Origin of the sequence: Flavobacterium sp. LC2016-01 (genome assembly GCF_009711135.1) — a bacterium.
GTDB lineage: Bacteria > Bacteroidota > Bacteroidia > Flavobacteriales > Flavobacteriaceae > Flavobacterium.
Genome location: NZ_WMIC01000006.1, coordinates 366,974 through 384,023, shown reverse-complemented (window position 1 = coordinate 384,023; position 17,050 = coordinate 366,974). Strand labels below are relative to the sequence as shown.

The 17,050-nt window shown below is 32.6% G+C and carries 15 protein-coding genes; 5 read left to right on the top strand and 10 right to left on the bottom strand.

Going from position 1 to position 17,050, the window contains the following annotated elements; genetic code table 11:
• Positions 1-124: 124 nt before the first annotated feature.
• Positions 125-1,345: an MFS transporter gene (locus GKZ88_RS14740; protein ID WP_155103117.1), complete on the bottom strand. Its 1,221-nt coding sequence runs from the start codon at positions 1,343-1,345 to the stop codon at positions 125-127.
• A gap of 100 nt (positions 1,346-1,445) precedes the next feature.
• Between GKZ88_RS14740 and GKZ88_RS14735 the strand changes: the two genes are divergently transcribed.
• From GKZ88_RS14735 to GKZ88_RS14715, 5 genes are all read left to right on the top strand, one after another.
• Positions 1,446-2,045 (top strand): DUF1684 domain-containing protein, encoded by a 600-nt coding sequence (locus tag GKZ88_RS14735; protein ID WP_155103116.1) that lies wholly within the window; start codon positions 1,446-1,448, stop codon positions 2,043-2,045.
• Positions 2,045-2,692 (top strand): TatD family hydrolase, encoded by a 648-nt coding sequence (locus tag GKZ88_RS14730; RefSeq protein WP_155103115.1) that lies wholly within the window; start codon positions 2,045-2,047, stop codon positions 2,690-2,692. The genes GKZ88_RS14735 and GKZ88_RS14730 overlap by 1 nt, the downstream gene beginning before the upstream one ends.
• Positions 2,693-2,807: 115 nt before the next feature.
• A complete protein-coding gene (locus GKZ88_RS14725; RefSeq protein ID WP_155103114.1) occupies positions 2,808-3,524 on the top strand; it encodes a tRNA threonylcarbamoyladenosine dehydratase in 717 nt (238 codons plus the stop codon).
• A gap of 133 nt (positions 3,525-3,657) precedes the next feature.
• A complete protein-coding gene (locus GKZ88_RS14720; protein ID WP_155103113.1) occupies positions 3,658-4,320 on the top strand; it encodes an HAD family hydrolase in 663 nt (220 codons plus the stop codon).
• Between the two features lie 70 nt (positions 4,321-4,390).
• Complete coding sequence (locus GKZ88_RS14715; RefSeq protein ID WP_155103112.1) at positions 4,391-5,233, top strand: DUF2911 domain-containing protein; 843 nt, start codon at positions 4,391-4,393, stop codon at positions 5,231-5,233.
• 212 nt (positions 5,234-5,445) lie between these two features.
• On the opposite strand, the gene GKZ88_RS14710 is transcribed toward GKZ88_RS14715, so the two are convergent.
• The 9 genes from GKZ88_RS14710 to GKZ88_RS14670 form a co-directional block, all read right to left on the bottom strand.
• Positions 5,446-6,075: an MCP four helix bundle domain-containing protein gene (locus GKZ88_RS14710; protein ID WP_155103111.1), complete on the bottom strand. Its 630-nt coding sequence runs from the start codon at positions 6,073-6,075 to the stop codon at positions 5,446-5,448.
• A gap of 33 nt (positions 6,076-6,108) precedes the next feature.
• Positions 6,109-6,711 (bottom strand): hypothetical protein, encoded by a 603-nt coding sequence (locus GKZ88_RS14705; RefSeq protein ID WP_155103110.1) that lies wholly within the window; start codon positions 6,709-6,711, stop codon positions 6,109-6,111.
• A gap of 233 nt (positions 6,712-6,944) precedes the next feature.
• The gene (locus GKZ88_RS14700) at positions 6,945-7,433 is read right to left on the bottom strand and encodes a hypothetical protein (RefSeq protein WP_155103109.1); all 489 of its coding nucleotides are present in this window, start codon (positions 7,431-7,433) and stop codon (positions 6,945-6,947) included.
• Between the two features lie 26 nt (positions 7,434-7,459).
• A complete protein-coding gene (locus GKZ88_RS14695) occupies positions 7,460-7,903 on the bottom strand; it encodes a hypothetical protein (RefSeq protein WP_155103108.1) in 444 nt (147 codons plus the stop codon).
• A gap of 110 nt (positions 7,904-8,013) precedes the next feature.
• Entirely contained in the window at positions 8,014-9,750 is a 1,737-nt protein-coding gene (locus GKZ88_RS14690) for a sodium:solute symporter (protein WP_155103107.1), read from the bottom strand.
• Positions 9,751-9,873: 123 nt separating this feature from the next.
• The gene (locus GKZ88_RS14685; RefSeq protein WP_155103106.1) at positions 9,874-12,399 is read right to left on the bottom strand and encodes a PIG-L family deacetylase; all 2,526 of its coding nucleotides are present in this window, start codon (positions 12,397-12,399) and stop codon (positions 9,874-9,876) included.
• A 215-nt stretch (positions 12,400-12,614) separates the two neighbouring features.
• Positions 12,615-14,237, bottom strand: a complete 1,623-nt coding sequence (locus GKZ88_RS14680) for a hypothetical protein (protein WP_155103105.1) — start codon at positions 14,235-14,237, stop codon at positions 12,615-12,617.
• A gap of 203 nt (positions 14,238-14,440) precedes the next feature.
• Entirely contained in the window at positions 14,441-14,950 is a 510-nt protein-coding gene (locus GKZ88_RS14675) for a hypothetical protein (protein WP_155103104.1), read from the bottom strand.
• Positions 14,951-15,143: 193 nt separating this feature from the next.
• A complete protein-coding gene (locus GKZ88_RS14670) occupies positions 15,144-16,976 on the bottom strand; it encodes a hypothetical protein (RefSeq protein WP_155103103.1) in 1,833 nt (610 codons plus the stop codon).
• Between the last annotated feature and the right edge of the window lie 74 nt (positions 16,977-17,050).

Sequence of the window (17,050 nt, the reverse complement as noted above, 5' to 3'; positions counted from 1 at the left end):
GTTACACAACTATAAAACTAGTTATTTAACTATTTTTTAAGTTTGAATTGAGGTTTAGGCGCGTGAAATTATTTCAATTTAAAGTTAATAAATTGAATTTAAATGAGTTAGGTAAAGATAGACTTTATGATTTTTTTTGAGTATGTACCAATTTATTAAGCCAAAAACAGCAAAGTAATGCTATTAAACCCAGTGTTCCCATAATCAACCAATTGATTTGGTAGTTATAATGCGCAATAATTTCCAGTCCCGTTTTAGAACTGACAATATGAGCCAGACTGAAACTCATGGTGTAAAAGCCCATATATTGGCCTTCCTGACCTTTTGGTGCGCGACTTAATGCTACTGCATTCACAAACGGGAAAGAGAAAATCTCTCCAAATGTTAGCAATACAATACTGATTACAAGAATTCCAACCCAGGAATCAAACAGTAAAATAAAGTAGCCAGCGGCAATAAAAAAGGAACCGTAAGCAATATTTTTAATTTTATTCACTCCTTTTCGCTCCAGAGTACTTACAATGGGCATTTCTAATAGAAATACTAATAAACCATTTATAGATAAAAGCATACCAGTTTGAAATTCGGTAAGTCCAAACTTCTCATTATGATATAAAGGCAAAGTTGAAAATATTTGCAGAAAAACCATAAATGTAACAAAACTGATAAAAAGCAGTAACCAAAAAGGTTTGTCTTTATAGATGGATTTTGGCAAATCTGATGAAACGATATTTTCTTTATTTATTGATGTTTTCTTTTTTTCTTTAATATAAAATGCGAAAATTGAAATTGCAATCATACAAGTAATACCGTCAACCCAAAATAGGCCTTGATATCCCATTCCTATAATTATTAATCCGCCTAATGCCGGACCAGCAGTGAAGCCAAGATTTACTGCTAAGCGTACTAAAGACAATGCACGAACTCTGTTTTCTGGTTTTGCGTATACACTTAGTGACACAAACATGGCAGGACGAAACATATCTGAAATGGCCATTATTATAAACATGGCAAAACATAATCCCCAAAATGTTGTGACAAATTGCAATAAGATAAATAGAATTCCGCTAGTAAAAAGACTGAAAATCATGATTTTGTAAAATCCAATTTTGTCACTCAATTTTCCTCCTAACCAGGAACCTAACATAGAACCTAATCCAAAGGAAACCATAATCCAGCCCACTTCGCCATAAGTAAATTGTAAATCTTCTTTTAAATATTTAGATAAAAAGGGCAAAACCATTGTTCCTGCTCTATTGATAAAAGTAATTAAGGCAAGAATCCAAACTTCGTGAGTGAAACCCTTAAAATTATTAATGTAGCGACCTAAGGCAGTTTTAAGCATTGTAGAATTATTCTTATTTGCAACAAAGTTAGGAAACTTTGTCACGTATTGCGGTTGTTGCTTTGTTACTTTTAAACTATTTTTGCCTAAAATTTCTAAGATGAAAAAAGTAATTGTACTTATTGTATTGATGATTTTAAATTTTGGCTACAGCCAAAAGAAATTTAGTTATGGTGAAGTTGCAAATTTCCAGACGAAGATCAATTCTGAATATGCTGAAGCTAAGACTAGTCCATTGATGGAAGAGGATTTGAAGACTTTTAAATCTTTAGATTTTTATCCGATTAATGGGAAATATTTTGTAGTTGCAAAATTTGAAAAAGCGAAGAATGAAAAAGTTTTCGAAATGAAAACTACCGGAACAAGAACACCAAAATACATAAAATACGGAACGCTGTCTTTTACTTTAGAAGGAAAAGCACTTAAATTGAATGTTTACAGAAGTATTGATCTTTCGAAACAAGAACAATATAAGGATCATTTATTTTTGCCTTTTTCAGACTTAACGTGTGGCAAAGAAAGCTATATCGGAGGAAGATATATCGATTTAAAAATTCCGAAAGGAAATACAATTGCAATCGATTTTAATCAGGCTTATAATCCGTATTGTGCTTATAATCACAAATATTCTTGTCCGCTTGTTCCTTTAGAAAATGACTTGAATATGGAAATCAAAGCAGGGGTTAAGACTTTTCATTAATGGATTTTTTTAATTTTCATACACATCAGTTTACAAACCAATCTGGTATTCTAGAGTTGGTGAATCAATATCCGTTGGAGTTTGATGAATCGATTCCGTTTTATTCTATCGGAATTCATCCGTGGCATATTAAGGAAAATCAAATTGATGCCGAATTAAAAATTATTGAAGAAAAACTTCAAACGGAAAATTGCCTTGCAATTGGCGAATGCGGTTTAGATAAACGTATTGAAGTACCGTTAAACCTACAGATTGAGGTTTTTGAAAAGCAATTGGCTTTGGCCGAAAAATATAAAAAGCCGGTTGTAATTCATTGTGTAGCAGCTTTTCAGGAAGTTATTGAAATTAAGAAGAAATTAAAAATTTCGGTACCAATGATCATTCATGGTTATTCTAAAAATAATCAGCTGGCAGAACAATTGATTGCTGCAGGATTCTATATTTCATTTGGGAAATATTTATTGAAAAATCCAGATTTAAAAACTGTTTTTCAGAAGGTTCCAAATGATCGTTTTTTTCTGGAAACAGATACAATTGAAGAAGATATTCAGCAGGTTTATGATTTAGCGTCAGAATATAAAAATATAACAATTAAGGAATTACAATATATTATCTCAAGTAATTATAAAAGAGTATTTGAGAAGTAAATAGTGAAGAGTAAATAGTAATTAGTGAATAGTTTTTCAGCCTGACAAGCGTACAGTATAAAACTTGAAACTTGAAACCTGAAACAAAAGAAAAATAAAAACAAAAGAATATAATATGGCAGAGTGGACAGAAAGAGCCGAGCTTTTATTTACAAAAGAAGGATTAGAAAACTTGCGTAATGCAAATGTTTTAGTAGTAGGATTAGGAGGAGTAGGATCATTTGCTGCTGAATTTTTAGCTAGAGCAGGAGTAGGAAACATGACAATAGTAGATGGTGATGTTGTTGATATTACAAACATTAACAGACAATTGCCTGCTTTGCATTCTACTGTTGGTGAGCCAAAAATTACTATTGTTGGTGACCGTTTAATGGATATTAATCCAGAATTGAAATTAACTCGCGTGAAAGAATTTTTATCTCCAGAACGTGCTTTTGAAATTGTTTCTCCAGAGTTTGATTATGTTTTAGATTGTATTGACAGTATTACTCCGAAATTGAATTTAATTATTGCTGCAAAACGCAAAAGAGTTAAAATTATAAGCAGCATGGGAGCAGGAGGAAAGATGCTGGCATCTAAAGTAAAAGTTGCAGATATTTCGAAAACCATAAACTGCTATTTTTCAAAAACAATCCGCAAAAGATTAAAAGCAGCAAAAATTAATAAATTAAAAGTCGTTTTTTCATCTGAGATTCAGGATGAAAAAAGTTTAAAATTAACAGACGGAAAAAATTTCAAAAAATCTTTCTACGGTACAAATAGCTACATGCCAGGATTATTTGGACTTCATGCCGCTGAAACAGTGATTAGATATTTGATTTCGAAAGAATAAAAAGTTTGTTTCAAGTTTCAGGTTTAAAGTTTCAAGTTAAACCTACTGCAAAGAACCTGAAACCTGAAACTTTAAACTTGAAACAAAAAAACTTAGCAACTTAGAATCTTAGTAACTCAGCAACTTTAAAAAAATGATTAAAACAGTAATTTTTGATATGGACGGCGTAATTGTCGACACAGAACCCGTTCATCGTTATGCTTATTACAAACAATTTTCGGAATTAAATATTGAAGTTTCAGAGGAAATGTACACTTCGTTTACGGGATTTTCGACTCGAAATACTTTTCAGACACTTAAAGGATTTTTCCCAGTAATTGAACATGAAGTTGAAGATTTAATTCAGAGAAAGAGAAACATTTTTAATGACGCTTTTGATACAAAAGCAGATTTGTTTTTGTTAGATGGAGTTGAAGATTTGATTAAAGATTTATATGCTAACGGAATCCAGATTATTTTGGCTTCATCAGCATCAAAAGTTACTATTGAGCGCGTTTTCACTAGATTCAATTTACATCAATATTTTTCACATATTGTGAGCGGTGAAGATTTTCCACAGTCAAAACCAAATCCAGCGATTTTTATTCATGCAGCTTCGTTGTCAATTGCTCCAAAAGAAGAATGTATTATTATAGAAGATAGCACAAATGGGGTGAAAGCGGCTAAAGCAGCCGGAATTTACTGTGTTGGATATAGAAGCGAGAATTCAAATTTGCAAGATCTTGCGGATGCCGATTTAGTAATAAATCATTTCAATGAGTTGAATGCTCAAAAAATATCACAGATTGCAGTCTGAATTAAGTTAAATTTAACATTCGTTAGCTAATTGAATTTGTAAATTTGAACAAAACAAATAAAACTCTAAAATGAAAAAAATACTTATTGCATTTGCTATTTTATTAGCGCCTTTTGCTTCAGAAGCACAGATAAAAACACCACAGGCAAGTCCAAAAGCTTATATTAAACAAACTGTTGGTTTAACTGATGTTGAAGTAACGTATTCTAGACCGGGTGCAAGAGGCAGAGCGGTTTTCGGGAATTTAGTTCCGTTTGGTAAGTTATGGAGAACAGGAGCCAATGAAAATACAATTATCAATTTCAGTGATGATGTTGTAATTGATGGTAAAACTTTGAAAAAAGGGAAATATTCAATTTATACAATTCCTAAAATTGAAAGCTGGGAGATTATTTTTTACTTGTCAACTGACAACTGGGGATTGCCAGAAAACTGGAGCGATGCTTATGTAGCACTAAGAACTACAGTAAAAGAAGAGGCATTGCCAACTCCGGTTGAAACTTTTACAATTGGTATTAATGGTTTAGATCCAAATTTTGCTTATTTAGAAATGGCTTGGGAAAATTCTCATGTAGCACTTAAATTTGAAGTTCCAACTGCAAAAACAGCAACAGCAAGTATCGAAAAAACTTTGGCTGGACCAACATCAAACGATTATTATGCAGCAGCACAGTACTTATTTTCATCTAACGGAAATATCGAAACTGCAAGAACTTATGTTGACAAATCTTTGGATATGGTAACAGAAAAACCTTATTTTATCTTGAGACTGAAATCAATTATTCAGGCAAAACAAGGAGATAAAAAAGGAGCAGTTGAAACAGCAAAAGCTTCATTAGCAGCAGCTGAAACAGCAAACAATCAAGATTACGTAAAAATGAACAAAGACAGTATCGCTGAGTGGAGCAGATAGTTTGTTTTTAAATTCCAATATTAAAAATCCAAATTCCAAATCGTAGGAATTTGGATTTTTTTTTTATAAATATTCTTGAAGACCAGTTTGTCATTTCGAGGAACGAGAAATCTTCGCAGGTAACTCCGTAACGAAAATCCAATCTTTGTTGAGCTTCTTGCGAAGATTTCTCGTTCCTCGAAATGACAAGATTGTGTAAAATTTTGGAATTTCTAATTCAAACTAGGCGGTTCAGGAATCTTGATATTTCTCTTAATTTTCTTTACTATCAAAAGATAAAAAGTGATTCCGCCCAAAATGATCAGCAACGCAATTTCAAGCTGGCCAAGACTATTATTGTCATTATACATTGCATTGGCTGCAGCTAATTTTGCTTTTCCTTCCTTAATTTGAATTTCGGATAAAGATTCTAGTGTTTTTAAAGCCTGCTCGCTCGAATAGGCAATTTTATTCCAGTTTTTATTTTCAACTTGATTATTAATTTCTTTACAAGAAGCTAAGAAAGCATCAAAATGTTCTTTTTCTTTATTTGTTAAAACTGTTTTGGCATATAAATCGTCAATGTTGTGAATTATATCAAGTGTATGAATAATTTCATCTTTTTTGATAGGATCACTTAAATCCAGTTTTTCAGCTTCAGATTTTATAAAGTGAAGTTCTTTAGAATATTGAAAAATATAGTGCGCTACTACTAATCGGTCGTTGTAAATCGCGTTAATATTTTCGTTTACCTTTTTAGAATTCTGAAGCGTATTAAAGTTGTTCAGAATAATAATCAGCATCACAATCAGCAAAATAAATGCAGCCTTCGTTTTATTGCTATATTTTTTCAAATCTTTCATGGCGATGCGTTTTAGAAAATTAGAGAATATTTTTTACGGAATCATTCTGTTTTTTGTCAACTCTAGACTTTTCACAGATCCCAAAGCCGCTATTTTTATAGTTTTCGATCCTTTCGTAATATAAAAGTAATAAAGACTGTTGTTATTAATTAAATAAACTTGCTCAGATTCACCACTATTAAAATTGAGAGTATGTTTATGTTTTAATTTGTTATTTTTAATGTCGTGTGATACAGCATAACCGCCAGCGATTCCATAACCAATAAAAAAAGAAACCAGCACTATAGCAAGCGATTTTACAGAAATACTATTAAAATAACTTTTGACTTCTGTTTCAGATAGTCCTTCTACAGATTCTAATTCAAATGCCTTCTTCACAAATTTTCTGTTGCGGTGTTTTTCTAAAATTTTAGGCAGATACGAATGAAATACAAATAAGGAAAGTATTGAAATCAAAATTATAGGGTGTGATGTGAATTCAGCAATAGGACTAATTAAAATGTCCATGATGGTTGAATATTTCAAAATATTAATTCCTATTTGATAGTAGAAAACACTTTCTTTTAATATTCCCATTATGACAAGGAAAAGATAACCGAAAGGAAGCAATTTTTGAAGATCGTCTGAAATTTTCATTTGCAGTTTTTTAGTTTGTTTTATGGTGGCATTTAAACTTACTAAAATAGTATTTTTTACTTACAAATGAAGAAGATTTGCAGTATGAAATATTGCATTTATGATTTTTAGGAGCTTTATCCTGCTGTCCGCTATATTCCCGATTTATAAAAACTACGGCTAAAAAGCCTTGTTTTTATAAATCGGGAGATGCCGCTTCCATCAGGGCTAGGGCATCTCGGTTTTAAGAACTATTATTTTAATTGAGATTGTTTAATTAATAATTCAGTCTGTTTATTTACAATTTCTGCAGCTCTTATTAAATAAGGCGGATTTGTACATTCTCCATAACTAATATAAACGAGATGATTATCATCTGTTAAATTCTGATTTTTTGCTTTTTCATCTAAAGAACTATCCAAGCCCCTAATCAAGTATACTGGATTTCCTTCTCTAAATAATTGAGTTGCAATTCCAATTAATCTCTTTTCACCAACAAGCTGTATTTCTTCTTCTTCCAATGACAATAAATAGCTGCATGAAAAAAGGGAGCAAAATTTTATACTTTTTAGAGCAGGATGTTTTTCAAATAGTTCATCACCTTGATTTAAATTCTCAAAGCATTTTGTATAAAGTTGTGCACCGATGGAATTGTCTACTTCTTCGCTTGTGTCTAAAATACTTTGGCTTTCAACAGAAATGCTAAAAAGAAGAAAAATCGTGAGAATAATTTTTTGTACCATAACTTTATTATTATTTGTTAAGGTTTTCAGAAAAAACACTGCTTCAGTCTAAATTTTTTGCCTTCTTTATAACCAATTGGTAAAGTTGGACTTTTTACGCCAAACGGTGCTGATCCATCATTTTTATAATAATAATCTTCTTTGTTGTTAGAGTATCTTCCGGCACAAGCAAGATGAAGGATTGTGTTTTTTCGATTTGATTCGAGAACACTTATATCAATCCAAATCGGTACTTTATTCTTTCTATATAACAAATCCACAACTTCGTTATCAGTTAAATTTGATTTTATGCTACCATCATCTTCAGGATAGATATCAAATTTACTAGCATCTCCAGACATATTAGCAGAAGTAAAAAGTAAATTATACTTAAAATCTGTAGCCAATTTATCTTTGACATAGTTTTCGGCAAACTTAAGTGCCATAAAACTTGCTCCTTTTAGATGAAATAAAAATTCTTCTCTTGTCATTCGTAATATATCAAATGATTTAGTAAATCTAATGTTGAAATATTTTATATATAACTAAGAAGGGTTAAAGTTTAATTTTTAACCCTTATTTTTTTGCGTCAAAAATTAAATTATTCTAAAATCACATCCTCAGAATCTGGTTTTCCTCTGAAAAATAAAAACTGCATTAACAATGACAATACAATAGTAAGATTAGCTCCAATGAAATTTAGCCATAAATATCCAAGTTTTTCTTGATCGCTTGGGTAAATGTAAATAGTGAAATAATAAATGATAAAAATAGTTAACTGACTTATTATTGCACTGTAAAACATTGGTTTTGCTTGAACGCGTTTTAGATAAAAACCAACTAAAAATATTCCTAAAACAGTTCCGTAAAATATGGAACCAATAATATTTACAAGCTGAATCAAGTTTTCAAATAAAGTTCCTACGCAAGCAAAAAGAATCGCCACAATTCCCCAGAAAAGCGTAAAAAATTTCGTCGCCATCAAATAATGTTTATCTGATTTTTCGCCTTTTACATTTCGTTTGTAAATATCAATTGCTGTTGTCGAAGCCAAAGCATTTAGACCTGAAGCAGTTGATGACATCGCAGCAGAAATAATTACAGCGAGCAATAAGCCAATAAGTCCTTTTGGCAAATAATGCAGAATGAAGTGAAAGAAAACATAATCTTTATCATTTGTTTCGCTGTTGCTGTCGGCTTTAGAAATAATTTCTTTCGCCTTGTCGCGCAAATCTTTTTCTTTGTTTGATAAAGCAACTAATTCTTTTCTTAAAATAGGATTGTCATAATCTTGATTTAACTGATCGATATAAAGCAAATTGATTACTTTTTTATCTTCAGAAAGTTTATCAAGTTTCTTTTCCAGCACATGATATTCTTCTTTAAAAGCCGATTTTTCTATAACAATTTTATTATTCGGATTGAAATTTAGTGGCACCGGATTGAATTGGAAGAAAACAAAAACCATAACTCCAGTCAGTAAAATAAAAAACTGCATTGGTACTTTTAAAAGTCCGTTCATGATTAATCCCATTTGACTTTCCTTAACCGATTTTCCTGATAAATAACGTCCAACCTGCGATTGATCTGTTCCAAAGTAAGATAAAGCCAAGAAAAATCCGCCGGTAATACCGCTCCAAAAGGTATATTTTTCTTCAGGATCAAATGAGAAATTTACAATATTCATTTTATCATTTGCTCCCGCAATATGCATCGCACTTGTAAAAGTCATGTCATTTGGAAGATAATGCAAGATCAAGAAAAAGGTAATAAACATCCCCGAAATAATGACAAACATTTGCTGTTTCTGCGTTACGTTTACAGCTTTTGTTCCGCCAGAAAACGTGTAAATAATTACCAGAACACCAATTATAATATTCATGATAGTCAAATTCCACCCCAATATTGCCGATAAAATAATAGCTGGCGCATAAATCGTAAGTCCAGTTCCTAAACCTCTTTGAACCAAAAAGAGAACAGCAGCGAGAGAACGCGTTTTTACATCAAATCGCTTTTCAAGAAATTCATATGCAGTAAAAACTTTATTTTTATGATAAAGCGGAATAAACGTTATACAAATAACAATCATTGCAATGGGCAATCCAAAATAAAACTGCACAAAACCCATTCCGTCATGATAAGCCTGGCCGGGTGTGGACAAGAAAGTAATCGCACTTGCCTGAGTCGCCATTACCGAAAGCCCCACAGTGTACCAAGGCGTTTCGTTATTTCCTAAAATGAAATCTTCAACATTTTTACTCCCTTTGGTTTTCCAAGAACCATATCCAACAATGAATAAAAGTGTAACAATAAGTACGATCCAATCAAATAGTTGCATAGGTTATGAATATAATTGCATGATTAAGAAGAAAATAAGGATGTAAATAGCATTAGCCACCAAAACATAGGTGTAGCTTTTTTTCCATTTTTTTGTTTTTTTGGCTTCCATTTTACGAATGTTTTATTGCTTAAGTTCTTGTTTAGGAGCTTCTATTGGCTGTTTCAGCGAAATAATATTCGACAATAATCGGTATGCACCGGCTACACCTTCAGGCAATTCTCTAAAAAAACTTAAACCTGTGTAAATATAGTATCCTTTTCCATATGGCGCTACTAACAAAGCACCATCTTTTGGCGATTCGCCTTTGTCGTGCGATGAAATAATAGGAGTGAAGGCAGGATCATATTGATCTGGATAGTATAAACCTTGTTCTTGCGTCCAACCTTGAAAATCTTTTTCAGAAATTTTATTTGGTGTATTTAAAACCGGATGATTTGGTGCTAAAAACGTGATTTTAGCATTTTCTTCGGTCACACGGTCATTGGATACTTTTAAAGGATATGGCGCAATTTGATCAGTTACCATTTTGCCATAGGTATTGTATTGCACAATCATGTTTTTACCGCCTTTTACAAAATCAAAAAGTATTTTTTGCTTGTTAGCCAAAGCATTTACAGTATTATATGCACGGATTCCAGTAATTACTGTACTGAAAGAATCCAAACGTTCTGGTGTAATTTCTTCCGGCTTCAAAATAGTAACTCTATAACCCATTTGTGCCAAGCTTTCTGGAACTTCGTCGCCTGCGCCCATAATATAGGCAATAGCGTCACCAGAAGTTTTTAAATCAATTCGGATACATTTTGATTCGGCTGGTTTTAAAACCATTTGTTTTGTAATATGGCTGTATTCTATAATCGTTTCGTCTTTGTCAAAACGCTTATTGTCTACGATTGCAATGGCTTTTGCTACAGTTTCTTCTGGATTTAACGGAGGCGTCACTTCAAAATAAAAGATTTGCTCGTTTCCTTTTTTATCCAAAGAAAACGGAATTTCCTTTGGTGAAATTACCCAGCTTTTAGGCAATTCTAATTGAAGATTTCCTTTTATTCCGTCTTTTCCGGCACGAACTTTTACCGGAATCATTTTGCTTTTTGTGTCTTTGAAGATCAAAACTTTTTCTAAGATCGAAGTGGTTATTTCAGGCACAATATCAAGAAAATTATACATTTCGCCTTTCACTCCGTCATTATATTTATAAACAACCGTGCGCTCAAACGGGATTTCAACACCATTTATTTTCACATTAAAAGCAACTTTTACTTCTCTGATAATATCAGGAATTCCAATGTTTTCCTGATTCGAAACCGTGTACATTCCAACAGTTGCTTTTTCTTTAAGCCAATACGGCTGTGTATATTCAATTGTACTCGGAAGCTGTAATTGAAGGCTGATTTTTTGATCGTTATTATTCTTTAAAACACTGTTTTGAGCAGTTGTTTTATTGTCCGGCAATGTAGTAACGCTGGTTAACTGCATTTCGACAGCGCATCTGTTAATGGCTTCAAGACTTAGTCTAATTGTACTTCCTGGCGTTGCTTCCTGCTCAGAGGCAACTGCTTCAAGATATAAACCTGAACATGAAGCAATAATATTTTTAATTGCTGTGGCTTTTAATGGTTTCCAATGCTCATCATCTAAAGCTTCAATCATTGTATAAGCTTTTACCAAATCTGGAATACTCGCTGACGGATTGCTGAAATCGTATTTTGAGATGATTTTTGAAATTAAATCGCCAATTTGTTTTCCATTTTTAACACGATTCCAAGAGGTGTCAATTCCATCAAATAAATTATCTCTTTCTGCAGGAGTTTCTCCATTGATAAGCTCAAGATATTCAGTTTCTTCACCGCGTGCGCCAGTACTTCCAAAACCTTGTGACTGATGACGGCTTCGGCTTAAAGCAGCAATTTCTTGGTTGGATTTTCCAATTCCGGTATAATAAACTCCGGTTTCTAATTTTGTAAACTTTGATTTATTGGCAGCATCAAATTTTTCCTGGCTTCCATAAAACCACCATGATGGATTAAAAAACTGACGTTTTACTTGCCAAGGCGCAACATATTTTAATTGTTCTGGATATATTTTTGGATCATTTGTCAACTTAAAACTTTCTACACTCAGCATTGCTGATGATGTATGATGTCCGTGAGTTGTACCTGGCGAACGATGATCAAATCGATTTATGATTACATCTGGCTGAAATTTTCTGATTGTCCAGACTACATCTGCAAGAACTTTGTTTTTATCCCAGATTTCTAAAGTTTCACTTGGATTTTTTGAAAAACCAAAATCATTCGCACGTGAAAAAAACTGTTCTCCGCCGTCAATTTTTCGGGCTTCAATTAATTCCTGCGTTCGTATTACACCCAACAATTCACGAAGCTGCGGACCAATTAAATTTTGTCCTCCATCACCTCGGGTCAATGACAAATATCCAGTTCGGGCATTCATTTCGTTTGCCATATAAGAAATCAAACGCGTATTTTCGTCATCAGGATGTGCTGCAACATATAAAACAGAACCTAAAAAGTTTAATTTTTTGATTTGATTATAAATCTCTACAGAACTCGGTTTTTGTGGCTGTTGTGCAAATGAAATTGAAATGCCTGTTAGTAAAATAATCAGTAACTGAATTTTTCGCATAGCGTGGTTAGGTGTTTTTGAAAGTGCATCAAAAATAGTAATTATATTTTTGAAGACTATTTAAATGAATTGTTAATGTTTGGTTATTGATTTCCTTTTTTAAGAAAAACTACTCCACAAAAAAAATGCCATCAAATGATCTCTGATGGCATTTTTTTTAAAGAATTGATTTAACGAATTAAATCATGTGGTATTTTCTTAGGATTACAGAAAAATTATTTCAATTTGTTTTCTGTGTCATTATATGTTCCAGTGATAGTAACACCGCTGTTTTTAGTCACTTTTCCGTAAATTGTGATAGACGAATTGTTTCCAATAAAATTAATTTTTGCACCGCTGTTCAATCTTAGGTCGCCCCAGATAACTACAGAACCTTCAATTTGCAATAAAGCGTTACTATTGATAATAAGTTCTGTCGGGTTTGACTGCTGGTATTTTCCTTGAGCCAAAGTTCCAGTCATATTAAAAGTTCCGCCGCTGTTTAAAATCAAAGTATTTTGAACAGATATTGATCCGCAGTGTGTTAAAACACCTCCAGAATTAACAATAATAGAGTTAATTGCAGTAGAACCATTATATGATTTTACTTCGTTAGAATTTAAGATTAAATCCTTTCCTTGGTTGTAAGTTCCGTATGAAGAGCAATTTGCGAAAGTTGTGTTTGGTTTTTCCATCTTAATGATTTTTAAACCGCCTTTTCCGCTTGCAACATAAATATAATTTCCACTAGATTTTACGTAGTTTGATGAACCCGTGATTCCAACAGTTCCAACTAAACCAAGCGTAGTTCCAGACTTGTAAACATTTAAGCCAGCTGCACCGTTTGCAACAAACGCATAACCATCGTTTACAGAAACAGCGTTAGTAACATTATCTCCTCCAGCAGCAGCTAATCCAATGGTTTGTAATTTAGAACCGCTGTTGATATCATAAACTCCTAAACCATTATATCCTTCAGATACTAATAATTTTGTACCGTCAAAATCTACGGTTCTTTTTGCACCACTAACATCATTGCTTGTTGCAAATGATTTTTGAAGCGCAAGAGATGATTCATTATAAATATTTACCCCTTTTGTTCCGCTTAAAGTAACAATTTTGTCACCGCTTAGCGCGACAGTACGTAAATCTTGAACAGCAACTTTTGAAGTTACTTCCTTAGTCGTATTGCTTATTTTGAATAAACTTCCTGTATCACCAGTAACAGCAAAATAAGATGATGTGTTTGCAGCAACATCAGTAGTAACTTTGCTTTCAAGTTTAGTTACCGTGTATTTATCTGTAAGCATTCCAGAGCTTAACTGCATATTGATTACAATTGCAGGATTTGTTAAAGTTGCATCTTTATCAATATCTTTTGCTCCGGCAATAATTAAATTTCCGTTAGAGTAGGTAAGCGACGTAATATCTGTATTAGCAATTAATGCTGATGTAAGTAATTTTGGCTTGTAAGGATCTGTAACATCAATAACGTCAATTGCACCAGAGTAAACATCACCCATCATAGTGTATGCGACATAAGCATAGTTTCCGTTTACAGCAACATGATTTGCTTGTAAAGTTCTTCCATTACTGTCTGTTGGCGGATTTACTTCGGCAATTTGAACTAAAGGTAAATCAGTTGTAGCTTGAGTTGCTAATCCTTTTGCAGTTGAAGTGTTAGTGATTGATAAAACTCCAGAGTTAGTATAATCAAGCCTTTTGCTTAAAGAAGTAGCATCACTATTAATTGTAATACCATTTTCTGTCGCTTGATTTCCAGAATTGTCATCATTGTTGTCACATGAAATAAAAAGTGACGTAGTTAATAAGGCGAATAGAAAGAATTTATTTTTCATAATCAACTGTGATTTAAAATATTGTGCAAATATAAGGTGCATTAATATTAAAATAAGACATTTGTTATAAATATAATCGATTTGGAGATAATTTTTAAACATTATGCAATAAATTAACATAAACCAACAATACTATGCATGCATAAAAAAAGAGTATCAATACTATTGATACTCTTTTGTGTTGATTACTAGTTATTTAGTAATTATCTTCTGCCGTGTCCGTGGTGATCATCGTGATCATCATGATCGTGTCTGTCATGTTTATCATGATGTTTTCTATCATCATGTCTGTAATCTCTGTGGTCATGACGATCATTGTATCCGTAAACCGGTCTTGGTCTGTATGGTCTTTGAGGTTCTCCATGGTACCCTTTGTAATATCTTACTCTGTGACGGTCGAAATAAGTATAAGGTGTTCTTCCGTGGTAATCAGTTAAAACTACTTTATAACCTCCGTATAAATCATAGTTTCTGTATTGTCTTGGCAAATAGGTAGTTCGAACCCATCTTCCGCCTCCAAAATAAATAAACTGAGAAGCTCTCACATCATAATATGCTTCAATATCAGGCAAATAATAATATTCCATTTCTGAATACCCTGCAGGTCCCCAAGCTGGTGGTGTTCCAATATTTACATTAATCGATACTTGAGCTTGTGTGGCATTTGCAACCAAAAGAAATAATCCGGCGATTGCTATTTTTAGTGTTTTCATTTTTTCTAAAGTTTTAATGTTACTCTTGTTTAGTAATATTCATATACTGTGCCAAAAATAAAAACCGAATGCATTTCGTCGGATAAAAATAGCAGTTCAACGAGTGTTAGGGCGCTAGAATATTGGTAATTATTTGATAATGAATATGTTTTTAAAATTTTAAAAAATAATAAAAAAATGAAAATATTTTGTTTTACTTGTAATCTACAATTCTTGGTTTTGACAGCTCAAAATTCATTAAGCCAAAATCAGTAGTTTCAAAAGTGTTGGTTTTGAAAACGTTATCTCCTTCAAAAGGAATACTAGGATAATATGACAACGATAACTGAAAAGAACTGAATACTAAATAGTCATTACTCACAATTACACCAAGTGTAAATTTAGAATACGCTTTATTGTGAGACATTGCATTATTTGGACTTCCTAAAACGGCAACTGAGTAATTGAAAAAGGGATTTAAACGAAAACCTAAGACTGCATTTGGCGAATAAGTTTGCGTCTGTAATGATAAAACCATTTTATTGGTACCGTAAATAGCGCTGTTAAAACCAGCAAGCCCATTTGCTTCATTTATATTTAACTGGTCACCAATAATATCTTCTCGATTAACGCCAATAACTATTTTTGGGTTCACAAACTGTCTTAGTTTCCAGGCTCCAATGCTATAGAGCTTAGTAAAATAGTTGGTTTCTATTGAAAACGCCGTTTCATAAGTTTTTGAATCGTGGAAAAAAGTTCCGGCCTCAAAATTGGCACTAAGAAATCCGAGGCGATAATAATTTCCAAAGGAAAACTGACCGCCAACATACGGCCTCCACATTTGATTTTTATATTGATAACCTAAGGTTACACCATAAATCCGGCCAATAGGAACGTCTTCGGTTTGTCCGTTTCTAAAAATATAATTGTCCTTAATAAATTTACGGGTGTTTAATCCAATTCCAGATAAAATTAATTTCTGATCTGAATAAAAATTGGTTGGATCGTAGAGTTCTGTTGGCGTTTCGCTGTAGTTTACATTCAAAAAACGTCCTGATACAATTAGATTGGTGATTCCTTTATCATCATCTTCAAAAACTTTGGATGCTTTTCCAGCCCAAAAATCTTGAAAATTATATTTAAAAGGCTGATAGGCATAAGACATATCAGGAGCCTGAAGCGTATCTTTTCTAAAATTCTGTCCCACATAAACTCCGCCAGCCCATTTGGTTAAAGGCGAGTAGAACAGGCGCTCAATATTGATACTTTTAGTATAATTATTATCGAGATCCATTTTGTAATTTAGTGTAGTTCCAATGTAGGTATTTTTGATATTCGGAATCGTATAGGTAACATCATTTCCGTTTGCGCCATCATCAAAACGATTCGTAAAACGATATTCTAATTGCTGACCGCTTCCAAAAAAATCTTTTTCTTTAAATCCAACAGAAACTTGATTGCTTGAAATTGCAAATCTCGGAATAGTACTCCATGAATCTAAAACCCTGATAGTAACATCAACAGAATCTGAAGCCATACCTGCTAATTGATGCGTTATTCGAACTGCCGTTACATATTTTTGGGCTCGTATCAAACGCTCCGTTTCCTGAACTTTATAACTGTCATAAACACTGTTTCTTTTAAATAAGAGCAGATTGTAAATGGCGATTTTTTTTGTTTTTAAATGAAGACGGTTTCCAGTTCTTTCGCCCCAATTCTTTGGTTCTTGCGTTGTATCTACAACCGAGTGCCCAAAAGGATCTAGCGTCACAATGTTTATTTTTCTAATAATTTTGCCATTGTAATTTGCTGTGTCACTTTGTACAAGAAGTTCTTCCTTCTTTTTTGGTTTATTTGTTTTAAAAAAGAGTTTGTGAAGTGCTTTGGTAAAATTGTTTTTTTTAGAATAATTTCTAATCTTATTGTAAACTTCTGTAGTATCTTTTTTTTGAGCAGGATCTTTTTTTGTCTTATCTGATTGCCCATGAATGCTTTGTAAAAAAAAGCAAAACAAAATGAAAACGACTATTTTTTTGTTTGGAGACATTCAGATACTTTTTCGCTTATTTTAATACGGTTTGCAATATGAATATAGTTTAAATAATAAAGCTATTTTTAAAA

Coding starts and splice junctions, on each gene's coding strand:
- GKZ88_RS14740 (WP_155103117.1), bottom strand. CDS start 1,345: ATGCTTAAAACTGCCTTAGGTCGCTACATTAATAATTTTAAGGGTTTC.
- GKZ88_RS14735 (WP_155103116.1), top strand. CDS start 1,446: ATGAAAAAAGTAATTGTACTTATTGTATTGATGATTTTAAATTTTGGC.
- GKZ88_RS14730 (WP_155103115.1), top strand. CDS start 2,045: ATGGATTTTTTTAATTTTCATACACATCAGTTTACAAACCAATCTGGT.
- GKZ88_RS14725 (WP_155103114.1), top strand. CDS start 2,808: ATGGCAGAGTGGACAGAAAGAGCCGAGCTTTTATTTACAAAAGAAGGA.
- GKZ88_RS14720 (WP_155103113.1), top strand. CDS start 3,658: ATGATTAAAACAGTAATTTTTGATATGGACGGCGTAATTGTCGACACA.
- GKZ88_RS14715 (WP_155103112.1), top strand. CDS start 4,391: ATGAAAAAAATACTTATTGCATTTGCTATTTTATTAGCGCCTTTTGCT.
- GKZ88_RS14710 (WP_155103111.1), bottom strand. CDS start 6,075: ATGAAAGATTTGAAAAAATATAGCAATAAAACGAAGGCTGCATTTATT.
- GKZ88_RS14705 (WP_155103110.1), bottom strand. CDS start 6,711: ATGAAAATTTCAGACGATCTTCAAAAATTGCTTCCTTTCGGTTATCTT.
- GKZ88_RS14700 (WP_155103109.1), bottom strand. CDS start 7,433: ATGGTACAAAAAATTATTCTCACGATTTTTCTTCTTTTTAGCATTTCT.
- GKZ88_RS14695 (WP_155103108.1), bottom strand. CDS start 7,903: ATGACAAGAGAAGAATTTTTATTTCATCTAAAAGGAGCAAGTTTTATG.
- GKZ88_RS14690 (WP_155103107.1), bottom strand. CDS start 9,750: ATGCAACTATTTGATTGGATCGTACTTATTGTTACACTTTTATTCATT.
- GKZ88_RS14685 (WP_155103106.1), bottom strand. CDS start 12,399: ATGCGAAAAATTCAGTTACTGATTATTTTACTAACAGGCATTTCAATT.
- GKZ88_RS14680 (WP_155103105.1), bottom strand. CDS start 14,237: ATGAAAAATAAATTCTTTCTATTCGCCTTATTAACTACGTCACTTTTT.
- GKZ88_RS14675 (WP_155103104.1), bottom strand. CDS start 14,950: ATGAAAACACTAAAAATAGCAATCGCCGGATTATTTCTTTTGGTTGCA.
- GKZ88_RS14670 (WP_155103103.1), bottom strand. CDS start 16,976: ATGTCTCCAAACAAAAAAATAGTCGTTTTCATTTTGTTTTGCTTTTTT.